General features: G+C 74.9%; 23 protein-coding genes. 14 read left to right on the top strand and 9 right to left on the bottom strand.

Annotated features, from left to right (window positions below; genetic code table 11):
- Window positions 1-2: 2 nt before the first annotated feature.
- Entirely contained in the window at window positions 3-365 is a 363-nt protein-coding gene (locus AB0B20_RS24510) for a CrcB family protein (protein WP_357387788.1), read from the bottom strand.
- The gene (locus AB0B20_RS24505; RefSeq protein WP_357473763.1) at window positions 362-844 is read right to left on the bottom strand and encodes a CrcB family protein; all 483 of its coding nucleotides are present in this window, start codon (window positions 842-844) and stop codon (window positions 362-364) included. The genes AB0B20_RS24510 and AB0B20_RS24505 overlap by 4 nt, the downstream gene beginning before the upstream one ends.
- Window positions 845-1071: 227 nt before the next feature.
- On the opposite strand from AB0B20_RS24505, the gene paaK reads away from it, so the two are divergent.
- Both paaK and paaI read left to right on the top strand, forming a co-directional pair.
- Window positions 1072-2379 carry a phenylacetate--CoA ligase PaaK gene (paaK, locus tag AB0B20_RS24500; protein ID WP_357473760.1) on the top strand — a complete coding sequence of 436 codons (1308 nt, stop codon included), beginning with the start codon at window positions 1072-1074 and terminating at the stop codon, window positions 2377-2379.
- A 1-nt stretch (window position 2380) separates the two neighbouring features.
- Complete coding sequence (gene paaI, locus AB0B20_RS24495; protein WP_357387782.1) at window positions 2381-2779, top strand: hydroxyphenylacetyl-CoA thioesterase PaaI; 399 nt, start codon at window positions 2381-2383, stop codon at window positions 2777-2779.
- Window positions 2780-2852: 73 nt separating this feature from the next.
- On the opposite strand, the gene AB0B20_RS24490 is transcribed toward paaI, so the two are convergent.
- Window positions 2853-4820, bottom strand: a complete 1968-nt coding sequence (locus tag AB0B20_RS24490; RefSeq protein WP_357473757.1) for an adenylate/guanylate cyclase domain-containing protein — start codon at window positions 4818-4820, stop codon at window positions 2853-2855.
- Window positions 4821-5088: 268 nt separating this feature from the next.
- On the opposite strand from AB0B20_RS24490, the gene AB0B20_RS24485 reads away from it, so the two are divergent.
- The 4 genes from AB0B20_RS24485 (at window position 5089) to AB0B20_RS24470 (ending at window position 11598) form a co-directional block, all read left to right on the top strand.
- Window positions 5089-8028 (top strand): AAA family ATPase, encoded by a 2940-nt coding sequence (locus tag AB0B20_RS24485; RefSeq protein WP_357473753.1) that lies wholly within the window; start codon window positions 5089-5091, stop codon window positions 8026-8028.
- 114 nt (window positions 8029-8142) lie between these two features.
- Entirely contained in the window at window positions 8143-8913 is a 771-nt protein-coding gene (locus AB0B20_RS24480; protein WP_357387776.1) for a DUF5995 family protein, read from the top strand.
- Between the two features lie 96 nt (window positions 8914-9009).
- Window positions 9010-9447, top strand: a complete 438-nt coding sequence (locus AB0B20_RS24475; RefSeq protein ID WP_357387774.1) for a hypothetical protein — start codon at window positions 9010-9012, stop codon at window positions 9445-9447.
- Between the two features lie 63 nt (window positions 9448-9510).
- On the top strand, window positions 9511-11598 hold the full coding sequence (locus AB0B20_RS24470; RefSeq protein WP_357387772.1) for an amino acid transporter: 2088 nt from the start codon (window positions 9511-9513) through the stop codon (window positions 11596-11598).
- Between the two features lie 28 nt (window positions 11599-11626).
- On the opposite strand, the gene AB0B20_RS24465 is transcribed toward AB0B20_RS24470, so the two are convergent.
- From AB0B20_RS24465 to AB0B20_RS24440, 6 genes are all read right to left on the bottom strand, one after another.
- The gene (locus AB0B20_RS24465; protein ID WP_357387770.1) at window positions 11627-12586 is read right to left on the bottom strand and encodes a TIGR03557 family F420-dependent LLM class oxidoreductase; all 960 of its coding nucleotides are present in this window, start codon (window positions 12584-12586) and stop codon (window positions 11627-11629) included.
- A 198-nt stretch (window positions 12587-12784) separates the two neighbouring features.
- Complete coding sequence (locus AB0B20_RS24460; protein WP_013286658.1) at window positions 12785-12991, bottom strand: hypothetical protein; 207 nt, start codon at window positions 12989-12991, stop codon at window positions 12785-12787.
- A 109-nt stretch (window positions 12992-13100) separates the two neighbouring features.
- On the bottom strand, window positions 13101-14303 hold the full coding sequence (locus AB0B20_RS24455; protein ID WP_357387768.1) for a low temperature requirement protein A: 1203 nt from the start codon (window positions 14301-14303) through the stop codon (window positions 13101-13103).
- Between the two features lie 195 nt (window positions 14304-14498).
- Entirely contained in the window at window positions 14499-15458 is a 960-nt protein-coding gene (locus AB0B20_RS24450; RefSeq protein ID WP_357473749.1) for a helix-hairpin-helix domain-containing protein, read from the bottom strand.
- 242 nt (window positions 15459-15700) lie between these two features.
- Window positions 15701-16048, bottom strand: coding sequence for a TcmI family type II polyketide cyclase (locus tag AB0B20_RS24445; protein ID WP_357473746.1), 348 nt, complete (start codon window positions 16046-16048; stop codon window positions 15701-15703).
- Between the two features lie 62 nt (window positions 16049-16110).
- On the bottom strand, window positions 16111-16929 hold the full coding sequence (locus AB0B20_RS24440; RefSeq protein ID WP_357387762.1) for a BTAD domain-containing putative transcriptional regulator: 819 nt from the start codon (window positions 16927-16929) through the stop codon (window positions 16111-16113).
- 411 nt (window positions 16930-17340) lie between these two features.
- Here AB0B20_RS24440 and AB0B20_RS24435 point away from each other — a divergent pair, with 411 nt between their 5' ends.
- The 8 genes from AB0B20_RS24435 to AB0B20_RS24400 are packed head-to-tail and all read left to right on the top strand — an operon-like array spanning window position 17341 to window position 25034.
- A complete protein-coding gene (locus AB0B20_RS24435) occupies window positions 17341-17694 on the top strand; it encodes a TcmI family type II polyketide cyclase (protein WP_357387760.1) in 354 nt (117 codons plus the stop codon).
- Window positions 17691-19412, top strand: coding sequence for an acetyl-CoA carboxylase carboxyltransferase subunit alpha (locus tag AB0B20_RS24430; protein WP_357473743.1), 1722 nt, complete (start codon window positions 17691-17693; stop codon window positions 19410-19412). Before AB0B20_RS24435 ends, AB0B20_RS24430 begins: the two co-directional genes overlap by 4 nt.
- Entirely contained in the window at window positions 19412-19897 is a 486-nt protein-coding gene (gene accB / locus AB0B20_RS24425) for an acetyl-CoA carboxylase biotin carboxyl carrier protein (RefSeq protein ID WP_357387756.1), read from the top strand. The genes AB0B20_RS24430 and accB overlap by 1 nt, the downstream gene beginning before the upstream one ends.
- Window positions 19897-21411: an acetyl-CoA carboxylase biotin carboxylase subunit gene (locus tag AB0B20_RS24420; RefSeq protein WP_357473740.1), complete on the top strand. Its 1515-nt coding sequence runs from the start codon at window positions 19897-19899 to the stop codon at window positions 21409-21411. Before accB ends, AB0B20_RS24420 begins: the two co-directional genes overlap by 1 nt.
- Window positions 21408-22115: an SRPBCC family protein gene (locus tag AB0B20_RS24415; protein WP_357473737.1), complete on the top strand. Its 708-nt coding sequence runs from the start codon at window positions 21408-21410 to the stop codon at window positions 22113-22115. Before AB0B20_RS24420 ends, AB0B20_RS24415 begins: the two co-directional genes overlap by 4 nt.
- Window positions 22112-22522 carry a cupin domain-containing protein gene (locus tag AB0B20_RS24410; protein WP_357473734.1) on the top strand — a complete coding sequence of 137 codons (411 nt, stop codon included), beginning with the start codon at window positions 22112-22114 and terminating at the stop codon, window positions 22520-22522. The genes AB0B20_RS24415 and AB0B20_RS24410 overlap by 4 nt, the downstream gene beginning before the upstream one ends.
- Window positions 22519-23790 carry a beta-ketoacyl-[acyl-carrier-protein] synthase family protein gene (locus tag AB0B20_RS24405; protein ID WP_357473731.1) on the top strand — a complete coding sequence of 424 codons (1272 nt, stop codon included), beginning with the start codon at window positions 22519-22521 and terminating at the stop codon, window positions 23788-23790. The genes AB0B20_RS24410 and AB0B20_RS24405 overlap by 4 nt, the downstream gene beginning before the upstream one ends.
- Window positions 23787-25034 (top strand): beta-ketoacyl synthase N-terminal-like domain-containing protein, encoded by a 1248-nt coding sequence (locus AB0B20_RS24400; protein WP_357473728.1) that lies wholly within the window; start codon window positions 23787-23789, stop codon window positions 25032-25034. Before AB0B20_RS24405 ends, AB0B20_RS24400 begins: the two co-directional genes overlap by 4 nt.
- Window position 25035: the final 1 nt, after the last annotated feature.

Raw genomic sequence — 25035 nt, 5'->3', positions numbered from 1 at the left:
GCTCAACCGCCCAGCGCGGTGACGACCGAGTAGCCGAGGAACGCCGCGCCCAGGCCCGCGGCCACACTGAGCGCCACATTCGCGTACGCGAGACGGCGTTTCCCCGTGCGGGCCAGGCGCAGCGTCTCGTAGCTGAGCGTGGACCACGTGGTCAGCGCCCCGCAGAAGCCGGTGCCGACGAGCGCCGTCACGCCCGGGTCGACGGGTGCCGCGAGCAGGCCGCCGAGCAGCAGCGACCCGGCGACGTTGACGGTCAGCGTGCCCCACGGGAACGGCGAGCCGTGCCGGGCCTGCACCGCCCGGTCGGTGAGGTAGCGCAGCGGGGCGCCGATCGCCGCGCCGAGCGCGATCAGCAGGACGGTCACCCTGCCCTCCCGTGCCGGGCGGCCAGGAGCCGGGCGGTCACCGCGTCCCCTGCCGCGACCGCCGCCAGCGCGCCGAGCACAGTCGCGGCCAGGTAGGCGCCCGCCGTACCGGCCGCGCCGCCGGTCAGCAGCCGCTGCGCGTCGACCGCGTACGCGGAGAACGTGGTGAACCCGCCGAGCACGCCGACGCCGAGGAACGGCCGGGTCAGCGGATGGGTCGGGCGGGCGGCGAGCACCGCCATCAGCACGCCGATGAGCAGGCAGCCGGTGACGTTGACGGCGAACGTGGCCCAGGGGAAGCCGCCGGGCGGGTGCGGCACGGCGGCTTGGGCGCCGGCCCGGGCCAGCGCGCCGAGCACGCCACCGGCGGCGATCACGCCGAGCGCCACCGCCGGGTGCGCGGACAGTTCCGCGCGGTCCGCCGGTACGCGCAGGTCGACGTCCGGATCGACCCGGGGATCCGACACAACACCTCCCACCAGCACCCGAGAGCATAACCCCGCCTCTCGCCCCCGGCCCTCGCCCGGCCCCCGCCCGGCCCTCCGCGATCTTGCACTTTGTGCCCCGGCACATTGCGCGAAAAGGACACCCGAGGGGCGGCAAGTGCAAGATCGCGGGGGAGAGGGACGGGGCAGGGGTGGCGGGCGTACGGTGGGCGCAGCGCCCGGCGCGCGGCGTCCGGGGCCCGTCGTGCCAGGAGGTCACCGTGGAGGAGCGCACGCCCCGTCCGGAGGAGCTGGATCCCGTCGAGCGGATCGGCGTCGACGAGCTGCGCGCGCTGCAACTGGACCGGCTGCGGCACTCGCTGCGCCACGCGTACGACAACGTGCCGCACTACCGGCGCGCGTTCGACGCGCTCGGCGCGCACCCGGACGACCTGCGTGAGCTGGCCGACCTGGCCCGCTTCCCGTTCACCGCGAAGGCGGAGCTGCGGGAGAACTACCCGTACGGCATGTTCGCGGTGCCCCGCGAGCGGATCGCCCGGCTGCACGCCTCCTCCGGCACCACCGGCCGTCCCACAGTGGTCGGCTACACCCGCGCCGACCTGGACACCTGGGCGAAGCTGATGGCCCGCTCGATCCGTGCCGCCGGGGGCCGCCGCGGCGACCGCGTGCACGTCGCGTACGGCTACGGGCTGTTCACCGGCGGGCTCGGCGCGCACTACGGCGCCGAGGAGCTGGGCTGCACCGTCGTCCCGGTCTCCGGCGGCATGACCGAGCGCCAGGTCATGCTGATCCGCGACCTCGAACCGGAGGTCGTCATGGTGACCCCGAGCTACATGCTCGCCATCGTCGACGAGATGGAACGCCAGGGCGTCGACCCGCGCGCCACCTCGCTGCGGGTGGGGATCTTCGGCGCCGAGCCGTGGACCGAGGACATGCGCCGGGAGCTGGAGACCCGCCTGGACATGCACGCGCTGGACATCTACGGCCTGTCCGAGGTGATGGGTCCGGGCGTGGCGGTCGAGTGCGTGGAGACCAAGGACGGTCTGCACCTGTGGGAGGACCACTTCTACCCGGAGATCATCGACCCGGTCACCGGCCGGGTGCTGCCCGACGGGGAACGGGGTGAGCTGGTGCTGACCTCGCTGACGAAGGAGGCGATGCCGGTGGTCCGCTACCGCACCCGCGACCTGACCCGCCTGCTGCCCGGCACCGCCCGCCCGATGCGGCGCATCGAGAAGATCACCGGGCGGACCGACGACATGATGATCGTCCGAGGGGTGAACGTCTTCCCGACCCAGATCGAGGAGCTGATCCTGCGTATCCCGGCGCTGTCGCCGCACTTCCAGTGCGTGCTCGACCGGCGGGGGCGGCTCGACACGCTCACCGTCCACGTGGAGCGGCGCGCGGGCGCCGCCGCCGACGAGGCCGAGCGGGCCGGCGCGATGCTGGTCGAGCAGGTCAAGAACACCATCGGGGTGTCGGTGGCGGTACGGGTGATCGAACCGGACGGGGTGGAACGGTCGATGGGCAAGATGCGCCGCATCGTCGACCAGCGACGGGAGTCCTGAGATGGCCGGCCGTACCGCGGCGCACGACATGTTCGACGCCGACGTGGCGTCCAAGGGGCTCGGCATCGAACTCGTGTCGGCCGGCGACGGCGCGGCGGTGGCCCGGATGCGGGTCACCGCGACGATGCTCAACGGGCACGCGATCGGGCACGGCGGCTTCGTGTTCCTGCTCGCCGACACCGCGTTCGCGCTGGCCTGCAACAGCCACGGCCCGGCGACCGTGGCGGCCGGCGGCGAGATCAGCTTCCTGCGCCCGGTGCGCGAGGGCGACCTGCTGGAGGCGTACGCCACCGAACGCGTCCGGCACGGCCGCAGCGGCATCTACGACGTGACGGTACGGCGCGGCGACGAGGTGGTGGCCGAGTTCCGGGGACGCAGCCGCACCATCGCCCGCGACTGACCCGGACCGGCCGGCCGCCCGGTGACGTCCGGGCCGGAGTGGCCCCGTGCCCGCTCCGAACCGGACGTCACGCTCATGCGGCCAGCCCGAGCGGGCGCCCGCCGGGCTCGTTCCCTCGCCGGTTCCCGCCCGGCCGTTCGGGTGGTCCGGTCCGCTGCTCCGGCCACGCCGTGACCGCCGGGCCGGGCCACCGACCGGGCGTGACCTCGGATCGCGGGACGTCGCGCCACCCCTGCCGCTCCGCGGCACCCGGGACGGTCCCCGTGACGGGCCCGGCGCTCACCGGCTGCGTGGGCACCGCCCGGAGCGCGTCGGCCTGATCCAGCCGGTTCGGCGGGACGGGCGCCGGTCGGGCCCCTCCACCCGACCGGCGCGGCCGTCCCGCCCCGAGCGGGCAGACGCCCCGCTCGTCGGCGTCCCGGGACGGGACGCCGGTTACCGCTCCCGGCCCGCGGCCGGCAGCGGAGTCCTCAGTGGCGCGCAGGCGGCGGGCGAAGTCCGCCCGTACCGCACGGGACAGCCGCAGCGCGGCCACCCGCGCCACCAGCGCGTCGACCGCCCAGCCGCCCGCCGGGACCGGGCGGACCAGTCCGGCCGCGGCCAGCGCCCGCAGCACCGGCTCGGCCCGGCCGGCGGGCCAGCCGAGCATCGCCTCCACCGCGTCGGCCCCGACCGGGCCGCCGCGGGCGGTCCCGGCCAGCAGCACCGCCCGGTGTGTGCCGTCGAGCCGGTCCAGCCGGGCGTCCACCAGGCGGCGCGCGGCGGCGGGCATGCCGCCGGGCTCGCCCGCCGGATCCGTGCCCGCGTACGCGGACGCGACCGCCGGGTTGCCGCCGACCAGCGGAATCAGGCGTGCGGCGAGCGCGGCCGGCCGCCCGGCCCGGTCGAGCAGGTGCCGCAGCAGCCGACCGGTGTCCAGCGGCCCGAGCGGCTCCAGCGGGATCCGCCGCGCCGGGGCGGGCAGCGGGTCGGCCGAGCCGGCGCCGCTGGTGGTGACGACCGCCAGTGGCAGTCCGCGTTCACCCGCCGCCACGTGGAGCTGGTGCAGGAACCGGCGCAGCGCCGGTGCGGCCCGGTCCAGGTCGTCCAGCGCGACCAGCACCGGCGCGTCGGCGGCCAGGCCGAGCAGCGTCTCGCGGCAGGCCACCACGGCGCGGGCCGCCACCGCGTCGTCGTCCGGCGCGGCCAGGAACGCGGCGAGCACACCGCCCGGCCCGTCCGCGACAGTGCCGTCCGGCCGGGGACGGACCAGGTCGGCCAGGGGCGCCAGTTCCCCGCACGGGTACGGCGGGCAGGACGTCACCCGCCGGAGCACCGGCACGCCGTCCACGCTCGACACGGCACCGGTCACCTCGTGCAGCAGCCGGCTGCGGCCGCTGCCCGGCGGTCCGACCAGGGAGATCCACCGGGGACGCCGGTCACGTAGCGCCCGGGTGACCTCGTCGACCGCGCTCGCCAGCTCGCGGCGGCGGCCCACGAGCGGGTCGCGGTGCCGGGGCGGCCTGCTACCGGCAGTCCCGGTCACCCGCCACACGTCCAGCGGAAGCGCCTTGCCGGCGAGTGTCAGCGTGGCCAGTGGACGCTGCTCGACCAGGCCGGCCACCGCGTTCCGGGTGACCGGGCAGAGCACGACCCCGCCCGGCGGCGCGTGCTCCTGCAGGCGGGCCGCCGTGGTGATCACCGCGCCGCTCGCCGCACCGTGGCCGCCGTCGCGGACCTCGGCCAGGTCCAGCAGCACCTCGCCGGTCGCCACGCCGACCCGCACGCGCAGCCGGACGCCGGCCGGGCTCCGCCGCGCCAGCGCGGCCTGGATGTCCAGCCCGGCCCGCACCGCCCGGTACGCGTCGAGACCGTCCGAACCGGACGCGCCGAACAACGCCATCACCGCGTCGCCGACGTACTTCTCCACCACGCCCCGCCAGCGGCGCAGCACCGCGGCCACGGTGCCGAAGTAGGCGCGCTGCAACGCCCGTACGTCCTCCGGGTCGAGCCGCTCGACCAGCCGCGTCGAGCCCACGATGTCGACGAAGAGGACGGTCACGACACGTCGTTCCTCGGGCACCGGCCGGCACGCCGCGATGACGGCTTTCCGACTCCACACGGGCGTGGTGATCGACATCGCACCCACCCTTTCCCCGGACTCCGGTACCTGACGACCACCGCAGACTTCCACCACCGGGTTCTCGGGGGATCTGTAGGACGACGTATGTCGGGCACGCGCAACCATTAGTCGTGTAGTCGACGCGAGAGGTACCAGTCCGGGCCCACGGCCGTAGAACCTCGCGGGAGCGGTGACTAGGCTGCGTCCCATGGCCGGCGACCTGGACACCGCACCGCTCGTCGGCCGTACCGGCACCATGGCGACGCTGCGGTCGGCGCTGCACGACGACCTGCGGCCCGGGCAGACCGGCGCGGTGTTCCTCACCGGAGAGAGCGGGGTGGGCAAGACCCGCCTGCTGACCGAGGTCGGCGAGCAGCTCCGGCAGGCCGGGGCGGTGGTGCTCACCGGCGCCTGCCTCGACATCGGAGACGCCTCGCCGCTGCACCCGGTACGCCAGGCGCTGCGCCGGCTCGACGCCGAGCAGGCCGAGGCGCGCACCACCGCGGCGATCCGCGGGGTGTTGCAGGTCTTCGACGAGGAGACCCCCGGCCCGGACGGCGCCGGGGCGCTGCTGGAACGCGTCGCCCAGGGCCTGCACCTGGTGGCCGGCGGACGGCCGCTGGTGCTCGTCCTCGACGATCTGCAGTGGGTCGACCGCAGCACCCGGCAGCTCATCCTCTACTTGCTGGCCGGGCTGGGCGACCTGCAGCTGTCGGTGCTGGCCGCGATCCGGGCCGAGTCGCTGCGCGGCGCGCATCCGCTGCGCCGGGTGCTCACCGAGCTGCGCCGGCTGCGGTCGGTGCGGGTGATCGACCTGCTGCCGCTGGACCGGCCCGCCACCGAGGAGCTGGCCGCCGCGGTCGTCGGCGCGCCGCTGCCGCCGGAGGCCGCCGACCAGCTCTGGCAGCGCAGCGGCGGCAATCCGTTCGTGGCGGAGGAGCTGGCCCGCGACCGGCGCGACGGCCGCGACGGTCTCTCCGACACGCTACGCGAGGTCTTCCTCGACCGGGTCGACGCGCTGCCCCAGCCCGCGCACGCGGTGGTGCACGCGGTGGCGGTGGGCGTCGAGCCGGTCGAGCACTGGCTGCTGGCCCAGGTGGTACGGCTGCCCGAGGAGGAGCTGCTCGACGCGGTCCGGGAGGCGGTCGCGCACCGCCTGCTGGTCGGCGCCGACGACGGCTACCGGCTGCGGCACCGGCTGGTCGCCGAGGTCCTGGCCCACGAGCTGCTGCCCGCCGAGCGGGCCGCGCTGCACCGCCGCTATGCCGAGGCCCTCACCGCCGTGCCGGCCGAGCTGCACCAGGCCCGGCTGGCGCACCACTGGCGGCACGCCGGCGAGCCGGCCCGGGCGCTGCCCGCCGCGATGGCCGCGGCCCGCGAGGCGGAACGGCTGCACGGGTATGCCGAGGCGCACCGCCACTGGTCGGCCGCGCTGACCCTGGCCACCGAGCCGCCCGCGGTCACGCCCGACGGGGCCCTGCCGGAGCCGGTCGAGGTGGACCGGGCCGAGCTGCTCAGCCACGCCGCCGAGGCCGCGCACCACAGCGGGGAGCACGCCCGCGCCCTGATGCTGCTGGAGGAGCTGGCCGACGACCCGTCCGGGCCACCGGTCTGCGCGCTGCGCATCCGCCGGGCCCGTTACCTGGCCGCGGCCGGCCGGTCGGCCCCGGCCGAGCAGGAGTACCGGCTGGTGCTGGCCTCGCCCGACTGCACGCCGCAGGAGCGGTGCACCGCCGCCGCCCGGCTGGCCGAGCTGCTGCTGCACCTGGGCCGCTACGCCGAGGCCGGCGACCGGGCCCGGGAGGCGCTGGCGCTCGCCGCCGACGTGCCCGGCACCACCTCCGAGGTGGTGATGGCCAGCGCCGCACTCGGGTTCAGCGAGGCGTTCCTGGAGGATCCGGCGGCCGGGCTGGCGGTGATGCGCCAGGCGCTGGAGACCGCCGAGTCCGCCGGCCGTCCGGAGGACGTGGCCTGCGCGTACCTGCACCTGGCCGAGCTGCTCACCGGGCCGCTGAACATCCTCGAGGAGGGGGTGGTGGTGGCCCGCCGGGGCGCCGACCGGGTCGCCGAGCTGGGGCTCGGCCGCACCTGGGAGACCCGGCTGCTGGCGGTGGCGACGAACGGGCTGTTCCGGGTGGGGCAGTGGGCGGAGGCGGAGAAGGTGGTCGCCGCCGCGCTGCGGCACCGTCCCTCCGGGGCGGACGCGGTCGAGCTGCTGCTGGCCCGGTGCCGGCTCTCCGTCGGGTACGGCGACGTCGAGGCGTCCGACCGCGACCTGGAGGCGGTCGCCACGGTGCTGGCCGGTGGCGGCGCCCGGCACGTGCTGCCGATGCTCATCCTGCGTGCCGGCCTGGCCATGTGGCAGGGCCGGCACGACCTGGCCCGGCAGGCGGTGCAGCGGGGCCTGACCGAGAGCCGGTCCGACGACGTGATCGTGCTGGCCACGCTGGCCTGGCACGGGCTGCGCGCGGAGGCCGAGGCGGCGGCCGGCCGCACGATCGAGGTGGACCCGAACGCGGTACGCCGGCTACGCGCCGCGGTCGACCGGGTGACAGGCAAGAGCGCCGAGGCGGGTGCGCCGGTGCGGTACGTGGCCGAGGGGTTCCTGGCGCTCTGCCACGCCGAGCTGAGCCGGCTCGACGACGGGCGCGGCGATCCCGCGCTGTGGGAGCGCTCCGCCGCCGAGTGGGACCGGCGCAACCACCCCTATCCGGCCGCGTACTCCCGGTTGCGGCAGGCCGAGGCGCTGCTGGCCCGACGCAGCCGCCTGGCCACCGCCGGCAACCTGCTGCGTGAGGCGTACACGACGGCCCAGTCGCTCGGCGCGGTGCCGCTGACCGCGGAGATTCGTACCATCGCCTCGCGGGCCCGGGTGGCGGTGGACGCCGCGCCGGAGGCGGCGCCGGTGCCCCGGCAGCGGGCGGCGGCGCCCGCCGGGCCGGCGGTGGACGAGCTCGCGACGCTCACCCCGCGGGAGCGGGAGGTGCTCGCCGCGGTGGCCGAGGGGCTGACCAACCGGGAGATCGGCCAGCGGCTGTTCATCAGCGAGCGGACCATCGGCGTCCACGTCTCGCACATCTTCGACAAGCTCCAGGTACGCACGCGGGTGCAGGCCAGCGCCATCTTCCTGCGCAACGGCGCGGAATAGGCGTACGCCGGCAATACGTCGTTCGACGGATCCCCCTGTGGACGGTGGCTGGCAGGCTGTCCGGCGGAACAGGGGTGGTGGCGTCGTGGGGGCGTCGGCCGTTGTGGAGGAGAGATGACCGAACCGGTCTGGGGTCCTGTGCACCAGGACATCGTCGGCCTGCTCGCCGACCATCCCGCCGACGTGCCCGCGGTCGTGGACCATCTGACCAAGTTGCAGGATCTGCTGGTCCGGCTGCCGCCGTTGCAGGAGAGCTGCCCGCTCGCCGACTTCAACAAGCTCTACCTGGTGATCACCAGTACGGTGCTCGACGGCCTGTACGACGACCGGTTCCGCGACCCGGCCTTCCTGGCGCGGCTGGACGTGGAGTTCGCGGCCCGCTACTTCGAGGCGCTGCGGTTCTGGACCGACTCCAGCCCGAGCACCCCGAAGGCGTGGTCCTGCCTGTTCCGGCGGATGCGGGGCCCGGACGCCCGGCCGTTGCCGTCGGCCGCCGCGGGCGTCAACGCGCACATCAACTACGACCTGCCGTTCGCGCTGGTGACCACGTTCGACAGCCTGGAGTCCGAGCCGATCGACGCCAGCGACCAGCACCGCGACTACCTGGAGATCAACAAGATCTTCGCCGAGCGGATCCCGGAGCTGCGCCGCGGCTATCTGGACAACTGGCAGCTCATGATCGACATGGTGAACGGCGACATCGACGACTGGTACCAGGGTGAACTGGTGGAGTACACCCGGAACGTGGCCTGGCGCAACGCGCAGAAGATCTGGCGCTGCCGGCACGACCCGGAGGCCCGCGAGTGTGAGCGGACGCGGCTGGACGACAACGCCGCGCTGCTCGGCCGGCTGCTGCTGTCGCCCCTCGGGGCGTTCCTGCAGTAGCCGGGACGGGGGGTTCCCGCGTCCCGCCGTCCGGGCGCGGGGCGCGGGAACGCCGTCCGCGGGTGTCGGGGCCGCCGCACCGGGTACGTCGCCGCCGTGCCACCAGACGAACAGGCCGGCCCCGCTGCGGTCCCGCCGGGCCCGGCCCGCCGCTTCCCGTTCCGCTTCGACCCGGCGTTCCGGCTGCCGCTGGCGCTGCTCGGTGTCCGGCCCGCCACGGCCTGGCTCGACTGGGGCCCGGACGCGCTCGTCGTCCGGTTCGGCCCGTGGCTGCTGCGCACCACACCGGGCAACGTGACCGGGGCCGAGCTGACCGGGCCGTACCGCTGGTGGCGGGCGATCGGCCCGCACCTGTCGCTGGCCGACGGCGGGGTGACCTTCGGCGCCAGCCTGGCCGGCGGGCTCTGCCTGCGCTTCGCCGAGCCGGTGCCGGCGTTGGCCCCCGGCCCCTGGCCGCGGCACCCGGCGGTCACCGTGACGGTGGCCGACCCGGCGGCGGTGCGCGACGCCCTGGCCGGCGGACCGGATCTTTGACCGGTTCGGCCGGGCCGCGCCCGGGACACCCCCTACCGTCTTCATAGGGACGAAGGGGAGCAGATGGGGCAGGCGGGGGAGCCGGAACAGCCCCGGCGTACGCGGAACCGGCGCCGGGAGGCGCACGCGGCCGCGGCGGCCCGGGCCGGGCGACACGGCGACCACGCCGGCCGCACCGTGCCGGAACTGCCGGAACGGGTGGCGGCCCCGGCGCGGCCAGCGGCCCCGGCGGGACGGCTGCACAGGTGGTTGTTCGCGCACCGCGTCGAGCCGGTCGGCCCGGAGGTCGGCGAGCACCAGACCCGGTCCCACCCGTGGTGGCAGGTGATGTGCCTGACCGGCGTCGACTACTTCTCCACGCTGTCCTACCTGCCCGGCATCGCCGCCGTGGCGGCCGGCGCGCTCAGCCCGCTGGCCACGCTGCTGATCGTGGCGCTGACCCTGCTCGGGATGCTGCCGATGTACCGCCGGGTGGCCCGGGAGAGCCCGCACGGGCAGGGCTCGGTGGCCATGCTGGAGCGGCTGCTGCCGTTCTGGCGCGGCAAGGTCTTCGTGCTGGTGCTGCTCGGCTTCGTCGCCACCTCGTGGATCATCACGATCACCCTCTCCGCCGCCGACGCCAGCGTGCACCTGCTGGAGAACCCGGTCCTGCCCGCGTCGTTCCCGCACGGCGGCGCGGCGGCGGTGCTGGTCACGGTGGTGCTGCTGCTCGTGCTCGGCGGCGTGTTCCTGCTCGGGTTCAGCGAGGCCGTGCAGGTCGCCATCCCGCTCGTGGTGGCGTTCCTGACGCTGAACGCGGTGGTGGTGGTCGCCGGGGTGGCCGAGGTGGTCGCCGACCCGGGCCTGCTCGGCGACTGGACCGGCCGGCTGGCGCACACCGGCGGGCCCGGCGACGTCCTGGTCACGAGCGTGCTCGCGTTCCCGCTGCTGGTGCTCGGCCTGTCCGGCTTCGAGACCGGGGTGAGCATGATGCCGCTGGTGCGCGGCGAGGGCGACGACCCGCGGCGGCGGCTGGACGCCCGGATCCGCAACACCCGAAGGCTGCTCACCGCCGCCGCGCTGATCATGTCGGTCTACCTGATCGCCACCACGTTCGTCACCACGGTGCTGATCCCGCCCGGGGCGTTCGCCCCCGGCGGGCCGGCGAACGGGCGGGCGCTGGCGTTCCTCGCCCACGAGCACCTCGGCGAGGCGTTCGGCACCGTGTACGACATCAGCAGCGTGCTCATCCTCTGGTTCGCCGGGGCGTCGGCGATGGCCGGGCTGATCAACATCGTGCCCCGCTACCTGCCGTCGTACGGCATGGCGCCGGAGTGGGGACGGGCGGTGCGCCCGGTGGTGCTGGTCTACACCGCGATCAGCGTCGCCATCACGATCGCCTTCTCCGCCGACGTGAACGCCCAGGCCGGCGCGTACGCCACCGGCATCCTCGCGATGATGGTCTCCGGCGCGATAGCGGTCACCATCGCGGCGTGGCGGGCTCGCGGCCGCGCGGCCGCTGCCGGGTTCGCGCTGCTCACCGCCGTGCTGCTGTACGCGCTTGTGGAGAACGTGGTGGAGAAGCCGGACGGGATCACCATCTCCGGTTTCTTCATCGCCGGGATCATCGCGGTGTCGCTCATCTCCCGGGTCACCCGTACCACCGAGCTGCGCGCCGAGCGGATCGAGTTCGACGAGGCGGCCCGCCGCTTCGTCGACGAGTCGGTCGCCCGGGACGGGCGGCTGCACCTGATCGCCCACAAGCGGCAGAGCGGGTCGGTCAAGGAGTACCGGGTCAAGGAACGGGCGCAGCGGTCGATGAACCCGGTGCCCGGCGCCGCCGACGTGCTGTTCCTGGAGATCGACGTGAGCGACCCGTCCCAGTTCAGCCAGGTGCTGCGGGTGCGCGGGGTGGAATCCGGCGGCTACCGGATCCTGCGCGCCAGCAGCCCGGCCGCGCCGAACGCGATAGCCGCGATCCTGCTGGCCCTGCGCGACGCCACCGGCGTACGCCCGCACTGTCACTTCGAGTGGTCGGAGGGCAATCCGATCGCGCATCTGCTGCGTTATCTCATCCTCGGCCGGGGCGACACCCCGCCGGTGGTGCGGGAGATCATCCGCAAGTCCGAGCCGGACCCGACCCGCCGCCCCGGCATCCACGTCGGCGGCTGAGGCGCGGGGGACCGGCCCGGCGGCGGGACTAGCCGAGCGCGCGGACCCGGGCGAGCAGGTCGCCGGCGCAGAAGTCCAGGAAGCCGTCCGGGTCCGGCCCGGCGTTCTGCAGCACGATGTGGTCGAAGCCGGCCTCGACGTACGTCCGTGCCTTCGCCACGTGCGGCTCGGCGTCCGGGCCGACGGAGAACTGCTGCCGGATGTGGTGGTCCTCGACCCAGGTGGTGGCGGCGTCGAAGTTCACCGGGTTGGGCAGCTCGCTCATCACCTTCCAGCCGGTGACCGCCCAGCGGCTGGTCTCCCGGGCCGCGCGCACCGCCGACTCCTCGTCGGCGGCCCAGGCCATCGGCACCTCGGCGTAGCGCGGACCCTGGCCGCCCGCGTTGCGGTACTGGTCGACGATCGACGACTTCGGCTCGGTGGCGAACAGGCCGGTGCCCAGTTCGGCCGCGAGACCGGCGGATTCCCGGCCGCTGGCCGCCACCGCGATCACCGGCGGCTGCTCGGGCAGGTCCCAGATCCGGGCGTCCTCCAGGTGCAGGTGCCGGCCGTCGTACGAGCGGTAGCCACCCTGCCAGAGCAGCCGGATGATCTCCAACGCCTCGCGCAGCCGCTCGTGCCGCCCCCGGACGCTGGGGAACCCCTGCCCGACGACGTGCTCGTTGAGCCGCTCCCCGGCGCCCACCCCGAGCGTGAACCGCCCGTCGGAGATCAGCGCCATGGTGGCGGCGGCCTGCGCGACGATCGCCGGGTGGTAGCGCACCGACGGGCAGGTGACGCCGGTCGCCAAGCCGAGGGTGGTGGTGCGGGCGGCGATCGCGCCGAGCGCGCTCCAGGTGAAACAGGAGTGCCCCTGCGCCTCCAGCCAGGGGTGGTAGTGGTCGCTCATCTCGACGAAGTCGAAGCCGGCCTCCTCGGCCCGGACCGCCTGCCGGATGAGTTCCCGCGGCCCGAACGCCTCCGAGGCGAGCTTGTAGCCGATCCGCATGCCCGGTCTCCGTTCCGTCGTCGGCGAACCGCTGCCGTTCCCACCGAACCGCTGCCGTTCCCACCCGACCGGCGGGCAAACCAGGCGAGACCCAGCCTCCTAGGACGGTCTAGGGGTGGTGACCGACCGCGCGGCGGGCACGGAACGGCCCGCGCTCGCCGGGCGGGCGCGGGCCGAGGGGAAGTACGGGGCGACGGCCTACTTCGACGGCTCCGGCAGCTTGCAGTCCACCTTCGGGTTGGCGCCGATGTAGTTCAGCGGGCCGGCCACGATGGTGACCAGGATCGTGCCCGCCTCCGCACAGTTGGTTTCGTCGTTGCCGTAGTAGCCGCGCTGACCGGCGGCGATGGCGCCGATGATGAGCCAGATGACGACCAGGACGCCGACTATCGAGGTGCCGCGCATCAGTTGCCTCCACTGGGGTCGTGGTGGATTTCGAGGTGGAGGCCATGTACCCCGTGCGGGTGATCCGCCAAACGGCGCACCGGTGCCGGCGCGGCCGATTCCGATTACCTCAGTGTGGCGGCATCGGCTCCTCGGGCGGTCGGCCCCGGCTGCGGAGGTAGTCGGCGAACGCCACCCCGGCCAGCACCAGCATCGCCCCGGCCGAGGCGTAGACCGGCGCCAGGTACAACCCGGCCGGGGCGATCGTCAGCAACGCCAGCACGCCGCCCGGCCGGGACGACGACACCCGGCTGAACACCTCGTACTCGAAGGCGGCCCGCCCGGCCAGGAACATCGCCGGCCCGCCGAGGATCACCGCCAGCCAGGCCGGCGGCGTGTGGCCGGTCGGCTCCAGCAGGACCAGGTCGAAGCCCGCCGCGGTGGTCACCACCCCGGCCACCATCAGCAGATGCGTGTACGGCGCGGTGTTGAGGAACCGGTTCGGCCGGTCGGCCCGGGCGATGGCGTGCGGCAGCAGCTCGCCGGACTTGTGCACGTAGATGCGCCAGAGCAGCAGCGTGGTGGTGAACGCGACGGTGAAGGCGACCAGGTTCTCCACCTCGGAGTGGTGCGTGCTGAACACCGTGCCGGCGACCAGCACGGCGTCGCCGAGCGCGATGATGAAGAACTGCTGGTACCGCTCGGACAGGTGCTCGGCCGTCACGTTGCGCTGGGCGTCCGGCACCGCACCCAGGACCGGCACCGGATACGCCAGCCGGAATCCCAGGTAGTCGATGGCCAGCGCGCCGAACCAGAGCAGGAGCCGGGCGGTGCCGTGCGCGGCCAGCGCGCCGATCAACCAGGGCACCGCCGACACGGCGAACCAGACGAAGATGCGCACGGCCCGTTTGTTGCTCTGCGCGTCCCACCGCACGGCGGGCATGAGGAAGAGCCCGCGTCCGAGATGGATCGCCACGTACGTCCCGGCGAACACCAGCCCGCGGGAGCTGAACGCCTCCGGGATGGCGGTGGTCATCAGCAGCGCGCCGAACATCACCGCCACGATCAGCAGCTTGATCTCGGTGCGCTGCGGATCGTAGATGTCGGTGACCAGCGTGGTGATCGCCCAGGTCCACCAGATCGCCATCAGCATGACCAGGGACTCGGCGGCCCGTTCCCAGGTCACCGACCCGATCAGGTGACGTGAGATCAACGCGAGCGCGGCCACGTAGACCAGGTCGAAGAAGAGTTCGAGCAGGGTCACCCGGCGCGGCGCCTCCGGGTCGCGGACCGGCGGTCGCCGGCCGGCGGGCTCCGGCGCTGCGGTGGGCACGACATGCTCCTGCGGAAGGCGGTACGCGCGGCGGGCCGTCCGGGCCCCTCACCGACGGTAGCGACGCCCGTACCCCCGTGGTCGGCTTTCCGGCATACCGGTCCGGTGCCCGCCGGCCGGGAGGTGGCGGGGCCGGAAACGCGCCGGGCCGGTGGCGACAACTCGTCACCACCGGCCCGGAACGCGGACGGCTGTCTACTCCGCGGCGGCCGGGAGCACCCGGTCGGCGTCGGCGGGGGCACCCGCCAGCACCTTCGCCTGCTGCGGCCAGGTGGCCAGGCCGGGCGCGGTGCGCAGCCCGGCGGCCTTCACGGTCTGCCGCAGCGTGACCTCGTCCAGTTCGGCGAGCTGCCGGTAGGTACGGATCCCGGCGTCCTGGAGCGCGGTGGCCAGCTTCGGCCCGATGCCCTGGATCCGCCGGAAGTCGTCCGGCGCGGTGTCGGCCGCGTCGGCCGGAGCATCGTTCTCGGCAGACGCGCGCGGCGCGGGCACGACGGCCGGCTCGGCAGCGACCGGCTCGGCAGCGACCGGCTCGATCGGCTCGACGGGCTCCGTGGTCTCGGCGGGCTCCGTGGCCGCGACGGGTGACGGCGCGGCATCAGCGGTGGGCTCCGTGGCCGGGCCGGCCGGCGACGCCGTGGCGTCCGGCTCGTCGGCCGGTGTCGACTGTGCCGGCACGGCGACGGGGGCGCGCTCCGGCTCCGCCGCGAAGGGCTCCGACTCGGCGACGAGCGCCGGAGACCCGGCCGGCTCGTCCACATCGGTGCCGGTCGTGGCGGTCGCGGACTGGTCCGCACCGGCCACCGTGGCGGCCGGCTCCTCGACCGGACGATCGGTGGCGACGGCGACCGGCCCGGCCTCGGTGACGGGCTCGGTGACGGGCTCGGTGACGGGCTCGGCGGCGGTCGCCACGGCCGGCTGGGCGGTCGCGGTCTCGGTGGGCGCGGGCTGCTCGGCCACCGTGGCGGTCGCCGGGGGCTCGTCGACCACCGCGACCGGGCGCGGCTCGTCGACGGTGGCGGTGACCTCGGGGGCGGTCTCCGCCGAGGGCGTCGCCGGGGCGCCGGACCGGCGGCCGACGACGAACCAGCCGGCGCCGAATCCGATGAGCAGGGCCAGTATCACGAACAGCCACTGCCCGAAGCTCGACGGCATGGCCAACCTCCTTCTCTATACGTGCACGACGGGGGCGAAAGACTCGGGGCAGCTTCGCACACGCGCGTGACGTACGACAGGCAGGCCGGGGCCGGGCCGCGGCGGTGGGACCGAAGGTGTCGGCCGGTGGCCGGCGGGTGACCGAGCGTGCGCCGCGGGCGGCCGGGCGGCGGCGGGGAGACGCCCCGGAACCCGGGTGCCGTGCGTGGTTCCGGGGCGCCCCGTCCGTCGCCCGTGGCCGGTCAGTGGATCCGGCCCGGCGCGGGCGCGTCGGCGGCGTCCCAGCTGTAGAAGCAGCCGGCCACGGCGTCGCGGGGGGAGTGCCAGGTCGGCAGGTACGGCGAGGTGTGCGCGGAGAGCCGCTTGTTCACCTGCTCGTACAGCGGGTTGTCGCGCAGTTCCCCGGTCAGGCCGGGGGCGACGTCGACGGTCTCCATCAGATGGACGCACAGGTCGTGCAGGTAGTACAGGGAACGGTGCCGGACGCCGGTGAGGTGGGGGAGTTCGGTGGCGTCGGCCTCGGCGAAGATCTGCGCCACCCGTCCCTGTGCGCCCGGCACGATCCGGCTGACCACCAACAGTCGACTCATCGTGACCCCTCTCGCCGCCGTGGTGCTGCGCTCACCGTGCCGGTCGCGCTGTCACCTCGACGTCACCGCGTACCCCGGGGCATTGATGGTGGGGCCGCCTTGGCGGGCCGGTCCGTGCGGCGCGGCGCGGGCGGTTCCGGACGGCTGGCCCGGCGGATCGGCGCGAGGGTGTCGTCGAGCAGCGCTGTCATCGCCGGAGACGGTTCCAGGCGCAGTTCGCGCAGGAGCAGGTCCCGGTAGACGTAGAAGGAGTGGACCGCCTCGAACGCGTTGCCCTCGGCCAGGTGGATGCGCACCACCAGGCGGTGCGGGGTCTCCCGCAGCGGCTCGGCGGCCATCGCCTCCAGCGCGGCCTCCAGCGCCTCGCCGTGCCGGCCGGCGGTGAGGTGGTTGCCGGCCAGCTCCTCCAGCATGTGCAGGCGTAACTGGCGCAGCCGTTCGCGTTCCAGCAGCACCCAGTCGTCGTACCAGCCGGGGAGCAGGTCGTGGCGTCCGGCGCCGGTCGCGCCGCGCGGGACGGCGCCCTCGCGGACCAGCGTCGCGGCCTCCACCAGGTCGTCCACGTCGAGGCGGACGGTGGGCCCGAGGCGGACGGTGTCGCCGTCGGTGCGCAGCGGGCAGCACGGGTCCTGCCGCAACCGCCACAGCGCGGTACGCAGCGACGACAGCGCCCGATCCTCCGGCGTCTCCGGCCACAGCAGCCCGGCGAGGTGGCTGCGGGTCGCGGCCGGACGCAGGCCGATCAGGGCGATGACGCGCTGCAACCCCCGGGGTACGACGACCGGCGCGTCGTCGTGCAGGAGCTGGAAACCGCCGAGCAGGTGCAGTGACACCCGGGGCGCGGGTACGCCGGCCGTCGGCATTCTCGACCCACCCGACACGGCGCACCCCCCAGCACCGGAACCCTCGTTCCGACCGTCTCCCGTTGCCCGGACGCCGCCCGCGACGCCGGTGTCGGAACGCCTCCGCCGCGGCCGGGAATCTCCACCGTGGCCGGGCTGACCGAGACGGAGAATATCAACGCCTGTTACTCTCAGTCAACGCTAGGTCGGTCACCCGACTGTCCATAGCGGGCTCGGTAATACGGCCGTGATCTGCGAAGAAGTGTCGTCACCCGGAGAGCGGAAGGCGATCTTCGCATAGCTCACGCACAGCTTGCGTCAACGCAGCGTCACCACGTTTGTGCCGCGATGGGTCCCGGTTGACGCCCGGTAGACGCCCCTGGCGCGACCGTGTGGCGATCCGTGCGGCGCGACTGGTTCGCCGCGCACCGGGACGTGCAGGAGGCGCGAATGGACCGTTCGCTCATCGTCGCCAAGGTGGTGCCGACGGCCGAGGACCGGGTGGCCGAGATCTTCGCCGAGTCCGACGCGACAGAGCTGCCCGGCCTGGTCGGCGTCCGGCACCGTTCGCTGTACCGGCTGCACGACCTCTACGTCCACCTGTTGGAGACGGAGACGCCGGCGCGGGGCGCGGTCGAGGACAACCGGGGGCATCCGGAGTTCGTCCGGATCAGCGAGCGGCTGCGGCCGTACATCTCGCCGTACCTGCCGACCTGGCGCTCACCCCGCGACGCGATGGCGCACTGCTTCTACCGGTACGACGCGCCGGCTCACCTGCGCGACGCCGCCGGGCGGCCGCAGTGACCACGACCGCCCCGCGCGACGAGCAGCTCTGGACGAGGTGTGACGGATGCGCGTCGCTGCTCTACCGCAAGCGGCTGCGCCGCAACCTGGACGTCTGCCCGGAGTGCGGCGCGCACGCGCGGCTGGACGCGCCCGACCGGGTGGCGCAACTGGCCGACCCGGACTCGTTCGTGCCGCTGCCCGACCCGGCGGTACGCGTCGACCCGATCGAGTTCGTCGACGAGCTGCCGTACCCGCACCGGCTCGGGGCGGCCCGCGCGGCGACCGGCCTGGACGAGGCGGTGCTGTGCGGCACCGCCCGGCTGGGCGGGCACCCGGTCGCGCTGGCGGTGATGGACTTCCGCTTCCTCGGCGGCAGCCTCGGCTGCGCGGTCGGTGAGCTGATCACCCGTACCGCCGAGCGGGCGCTCGCCGACGGCATCCCGCTGGTGCTGGTGACCGCGTCCGGCGGCGCGCGGATGCAGGAGGGCGCGCTGTCGCTGATGCAGATGGCCACCGTCAGCCAGGCCCTCGCGGGGATGCGGGAGGCCGGCCTGCTCACGGTCAGCGTGGTCACCGATCCCACGTACGGCGGGGTGGCCGCCTCCTTCGCCACGAACACCGACCTGGTGCTGGCCGAGAGCGGCGCCCGGCTGGGTTTCGCCGGCCCCCGGGTGATCCGCCAGGTCACCGGCGCGAAGCTGCCGGAGGGCTTCCAGACCGCGGAGTACCTGCTGCGGCACGGCCAGGTGGACATGGTGGTGCCCCGGCACGCGCTGCGGGGCCGGCTCGCCGCGCTGCTCGCCGCCGCCGACTCCGGCCGCCGTGCGCCGGAGGCACCGACCGCGCCGCGCCCGGCGCCGGCCGTCTCCGCCACGCCGGCCGGCCCGGACCGCGACCCCTGGGAGACGGTACGCACGGCGCGGCACCCCGGTCGCCCGACCGCGCTGGACTACCTGGAGACGGCGTTCGACGGGTTCGTGGAGCTGCACGGCGACCGGCTCGGCGCGGACTGCCCGGCAGTCGTCGGCGGCATCGCCCGCCTGGACGGCCGGCCGGTGATGGTGCTCGGCCACCAGAAGGGCCACACCACAGCCGAGCTGGTGACCCGCAACTTCGGCATGGCCAGCCCGGCCGGGCACCGCAAGGCGCTGCGGCTGATGCGGCTCGCGGCGCGGCTGCGGCTTCCGGTGGTGACGCTTGTGGACACGCCCGGCGCGGACCCGGGGGTGAGCGCCGAGCAGCAGGGTCAGGCGGCGGCGATCGCGGAGAACATCCTGGCGCTCACCGTGCTGCCCACGCCGGTGGTGGCGGTGGTCACCGGGGAGGGCGGCAGCGGCGGCGCGCTCGCGCTCGCGGTCGCCGACCGGGTGCTCATGCTGGAACACGCGGTCTACTCGGTGATCAGCCCGGAGGGCTGCGCGGCGATCCTCTGGCCGGACAGCTCGGCCGCCCCGCAGGCGGCCCGCGCGCTGCGGCTCACCGGCGCCGACCTGTGCCGCCTCGGCGTGGTCGACGAGCTGGTGCCGGAGCCACGCCCGGCCGCGCACGCCGACCCGGGGGGCGCGGCCGAGCTGCTGCGCCGGGCGGTCGCGGCGAACCTCGCCCCGCTGCTCACCGTCCCGCCGGCCACCCTGGTGCGCCGCCGGAGGCAGCGCTTCCGCCGCTTCGGCGCGGCCCGGTCGGCCGGACCGTCCCCTGCCGCCTCCCCGGCCGGTGGCCGGGCGGAGGTGGCGTGATGGCCGACGCCGAGGCCGAGCAGGTTCTCGACGGGCTGCGCCGGCAGGCCCGCAAGCTCGTCGCCGACCTGGCCGGGCCGGTACGCCGGGTGCGGCTGCGCAGCGGCGAGTCGGTGCTGGAGGTCGAGTGGCACGACCCGGCGGCACCGGCGCAGCGCGCCGCCGAACCGGTCGAGGCGACACCCGCGCGAGCCGCCGAACCGGCCGCGCGCGCCGCGCCCGTGATCGACCGGCCGGCCGTGCGCTCACCGGTGGTCGGCACGTTCTACCGGGCCCCCGAGCCGGGGGCGATGCCGTTCGTGGCGGTCGGCGACATGGTCCGCCCGGGCCAGGTGGTCGGCATCGTCGAGGCCATGAAGCTGATGAACGAGGTGACCGCCGGCCAGGCCGGACGGGTGGTCGAGGTGCTCGTCGACGACGGCAAGCCCGTCGAGTACGACCAGCCGCTGATCGCCCTGGAACCGGTCACCGGACAGGACTGGTGATGTTCGACAAGGTGCTGATCGCCAACCGGGGCGAGATCGCGCTGCGGGTGCTGCGCGCCTGCCGGGAACTCGGCGTACGCACCGTGGTGGTGCACTCCAGCGCCGACACCGACTCGCTGCCGGTGCGGCTCGCCGACGAGGCGGTACGCATCGGACCGGCGGCCAGCCGCCGCAGCTACCTCAACGCGGCGGCGATCGTGGAGGCCGCCCGGCAGACCGGTGCGCAGGCGGTGCACCCCGGCTACGGCTTCCTGTCCGAGGACGCCGACTTCGCCGAGATCTGCGCCGAGAACGGGCTGGTCTTCGTCGGCCCGCCGCCGCAGGTGATGGCCGCGCTCGCGGACAAGTCGACGGCGCGGGCGCTGATGAGCCGGGCCGGGCTGCCGCTGCCGCCGGGCAGCGTCCGGACGCTGCCCACCGTCGGCGAGGCGCAGGAGGTGGCCGCCGAGGTGGGCTACCCGGTCATCGTGAAGGCCGCGGCGGGCGGGGGCGGGCGCGGCATGACAGTGGTGCGTTCCGCCGCCGAGCTGCCCCGCGCGTACGCCAGGACCCGCGCCGCCGCCCAGGTCGCCTTCGGCGACGACCGGGTGTACGTCGAGCGGTTCCTCGCCGACGCCCGCCACGTCGAGGTGCAGGTGCTCTGCGACGGCCACGGCAACGGTGTGCACCTGGGCACCCGGGACTGCTCGGTGCAGCGGCGGCACCAGAAGCTGATCGAGGAGGCGCCCGCCCCCGCGCTGCGGCAGGCCACGGTGGACACCGTCGCCGAGGTGGCGCTGCGCGGCGCGCTGTCGGTCGGCTTCACCGGCGCCGGAACCGTGGAGTTCCTGGTCGACGAGGCCGAACGCTGCCACTTCCTGGAGATCAACTGCCGGATCCAGGTCGAACACCCGGTCACCGAGATGGTCACCGGCATCGACCTCGTGCAGGAACAGCTGCACGTCGCGTACGGCACCCCGCTGCGGCTGCGCCAGTCCGACGTCCGCCTGCACGGCGTGGCGATCGAATGCCGGGTCAACGTGGAGGACCCGGACCGCGACTTCGCGCCCGCCCCCGGCCGGCTGGACCGGTTCCGGCCGCCGGGCGGCCCGTTCACCCGGGTCGACACCCACGGCCACGCCGGCTACCTGGTCAGCCCGCACTACGACTCGCTGCTGGCGAAGGTGGCGGTGTGGGCGCCGGACCGGGACGCCGCGCTGGACCGGCTCGACCGGGCGCTGGCCGAGTTCGACGTGGCCGGTCCCGGCGTGCGTACCACCATCCCGTTCGCCCGGCGGGTGCTGCGCGACCCGGCGTTCCGCGCCGCCCGGCACACCACCGCGCTTGTGGAACGCCTGCTCACCCCGCCCACCGACGGCGCCCCACCGAACGGCGACGCCCCACCCGGCGGCGCCCCCGGGGCGTCCCCGGCGCGGGGCGTCGTACCCGACCCGCGCGGCGCGACCGGACCGGACGGCCGTACCCCCGTCAGCGCCGTGCCCGCCGCCGGCCCGACCACCTGGAGGAACCGATGACAGTCGCCCCCGACCGCCCGCTCGCCCGCGAGATCACCGACATCCTGGTCACGCACTGCGGCCTGGACCCGGACGCCGCCGCCGGCGCGCCCGCGGCGAGCCTGGAGGAGCTGGGCATGGACTCGCTGGCGCTGCTCGAACTGTCGGCGGTCGTGGCCGACAGGTGGCGGGTGAAGATCCCCGAACAGGCCGGGCAGCTCAGCATCGCCGGCGTCGCCGACCTGGTGGCCCGCAAGTCGGACCCACCCGGGCACACCGAGAACGCCGTGGAGATCGACGCGCCGCTGCCGCTGGTCTGGGAGATCACCAACGACGTGGCCCGGTGGCCGGACCTGTTCACCGAGTACGCGGTGGCGGAGATCCTGCACCGCGACGGCGACACCGTGCGGTTCCGGCTCACCATGCACCCGGATGAGAACGGCGTGGCGTGGAGCTGGGTCAGCGAGCGCACCGCCGACCCGGCCACCCGCGAGGTGCACGCGCGGCGCGTCGAGACCGGCCCGTTCGAGTACATGCGCATCCACTGGCGCTACGACGAGACGCCCGGCGGCACCCGGATGACCTGGACGCAGGACTTCGCGATGAAGCCGGACGCGCCCGTCGACAACGCCGGCATGACCGACCGGATCAACACCAACAGCGCGATCCAGCTCGCCGTGATCAAGGAGAAGATCGAGCGGGCGTACGCGGGAGGCGCGCGATGACCGACACCACCACCGCCCGGGTCTCCGTCCACGACGTACCCGCCGACCGCCGTCGCGGCGGCGAGCTGCGGGTGCTGCTCGGCCCGAAGACGGTCGGCAGCACCTCCGGTTTCATGGGCGTCGCCACGCTCGCGCCGGGGGAGCGGATCGCCGAGCACTACCACCCGTACAGCGAGGAGTTCCTCTACGTCGCCCGGGGCGCGATCACCGTCGACCTGGACGACGCGCCGGTGCCGCTCGCCGCCGGGGAGGCGCTCTATGTGCCGAAGGACGTCCGGCACCGGCTGCGCAACACCGGCGACGAGCCCGCCGAGGTGGTGTTCCACCTCGGACCGCTCGCCCCCCGCCCGGAACTGGGCCACGTCGACACCGAGAGCGCGGCGCCGCCGCCACGGGAGCCGTCGTGACCGGCCGGCGCACCGTGGTCACCGGCATCGGTGTGGTCGCACCCGGTGGCGCCACCCGGGACCGCTTCTGGAAGACGATCACCGAGGGCCGTACCGCGACGCGGCGGATCAGTTTCTTCGACCCGTCGCCGTTCCGGTCCCAGATCGCCGCCGAGTGCGACTTCGACCCGGACGCCGCCGGGATCACGCTCGCCGAGCGGCAGCGCGCCGACAGGTACACGCAGTTCGCGCTCGCCTGCTCCGCCGAGGCGCTCGCGGACAGCGGCCTGGCCCTCACCGACGCGCAGCGCGAACGCGCCGGGGTGGTGCTCGGCACCGCCGTCGGCGGCACCATGGCGCTGGAACAGGAGTACGTGCGGGTCAGCGACTCCGGCCGGCACTGGCTGGTCGACCACGCGCTCGGCGGGCCGTACCTCTACCAGGCGCTGGTGCCCAGCAGCCTGGCCGCCGACGTGGCCTGCCGGCACGGCCTGCACGGCCCCGCGCAGGTCATCTCCACCGGCTGCACCTCCGGCATCGACGCCATCGGGTACGCCCACCAGCTCGTCGCCGACGGCGAGGCCGACGTGGTGCTGGCCGGCGCCGCCGACTCGCCGATCTCCCCGGTCACCGTCGCCTCGTTCGACGCGATCGGCGCGACCAGCCCGGACAACGACGACCCGGCGCACGCCTCCCGGCCGTTCGACGCCGACCGGCACGGTTTCGTCCTCGCCGAGGGCGCGGCGGTGCTGGTGCTGGAGGAGGCCGAGCACGCCCGCCGCCGGGGCGCGCACGTCTACTGCGAGGTCGCCGGGTACGCCGGCCGCAGCAACGGCTTCCACATGACCGGGCTGCGCCCGGACGGCGCGGAGATGGCGGTGGCGATCAGCGATGCGCTGCGGCAGGCGCGGCTCGCCCCGTCGGCCGTGTCGTACGTCAGCGCGCACGGCTCCGGCACCCGGCAGAACGACAGGCACGAGACGGCGGCGTTCAAGCGGGCGCTGGGGGAGACGGCGTACCGGGTGCCGATCAGCTCGATCAAGTCGATGGTCGGCCACTCGCTCGGCGCCATCGGCTCGATCGAGATGGCCGCCTGCGCGCTCGCCATCGAGTACGGCGTGGTCCCGCCCACCGCGAACTGGACCACCCGCGACCCGGAGTGCGACCTGGACTACGTGCCGAACGAGGCCCGGGAGGTGCCGGTGGACGTGGCGTTGTCGGTGGGCAGCGGCTTCGGCGGCTTCCAGTCGGCCATGGTGTTCCGCCGGCTGGCGGTGACGCCATCATGACCGCGCGCGCGGTGGTGACAGGCATCGGCGTGGTCGCACCCAGCGGCATCGGGGCCGAGGCGCACTGGAACACGGTGGTCGCCGGCACCCGGCGCACCGGACCGATCACGCTGTTCGACCCGGAGCGGTATCCAACGCGCGTGGCCGGGGAGGTGACCGGCTTCGACCCGGCCGGATTCAGCGACACCCGGCAGCGGGTGCAGACCGACAGGTGGACCCACCTCGGTTTCGCCGCCACCAAGCTGGCGCTGGCCGACGCCGGGCTGCCCGAGGTGTCGCCCGACCCGTACAAGTGGGCGGTCACGCTCGCCAGTTCCTCCGGCGGCAACCTGTTCGGGCAGCGGGAACTGCAACGGCTGTGGGGCGGGCCGAGCCGCACCGTCGGGGCGTACCAGTCGATCGCGTGGTTCTACGCCGCGAGCGTCGGCCAGCTGTCGATCCGCCACCAGTTCAAGGGACCGTCCGGGGTGACAGTGTCCGAGTCGGCCGGCGGGCTGGACAGCCTGGCGCACGCGGTGCGCACGGTCCGCCGGGGCACCCCGGTGGTGATCGCCGGGGCGACCGAGTGCCCGCTGAGCCCGTACGCGCTGGCCTGCCAGTTGCGTTCCGGCCTGCTCAGCGACGTGGCCGACCCGCAGCGCGCGTACCGGCCGTTCGACGTCGCGGCCAGCGGGTACGTGCCGGCCGAGGGCGGCGCGGTGTTCGTGGTCGAGGACCTGGGGCACGCGCTGGCCCGGGGCGCCCGCGTCTACGGGGAGATCACCGGCTGGGCGGCCACCCACGACGCCGCGCCCACCGACCCGGCCACCGGCCCCGACCCGGCCCACTACGCCCGCGCGCTGCGGCTCGCGCTGGAGCGCGCCGGGGTGCGCGCGCACGACGTGGACGTGATCTGGCCGGACGCGCTCGGCGTGCCCGCGTACGACCGGGCCGAGGCAACGGCGCTGCGTACCGTGTTCGGCGACCGGACCCCGCCGGTGACCACGCAGAAACCGCTGACCGGCCGGGCCCACCAGGGCGGGTCCGCGCTGGACGCGGCCACCGCGCTGCTGGCGTTCCGCCGTGGCATGCTGCCCGCCTCGGCCGGCCCGGACGAGCCCGCGCCCGGCTGCGAGCTGACGTTCCTGCGTGAGCCCCGCCCGCCGCGCAGCCGGATCGCGCTGGTCGGGGCGCGCGGTTTCGACGGGTTCAACAGCGCGCTGGTGCTGCGCGGCGCCGCGCCCCCACCGGCGGGCGAGCGCTGAC

Origin of the sequence: Micromonospora sp. NPDC049151, from assembly GCF_040648395.1 — a bacterium.
GTDB lineage: Bacteria > Actinomycetota > Actinomycetes > Mycobacteriales > Micromonosporaceae > Micromonospora.
Note: the sequence above shows the minus strand (reverse complement) of the source record. Positions and strands in the feature narration are given on the sequence as shown.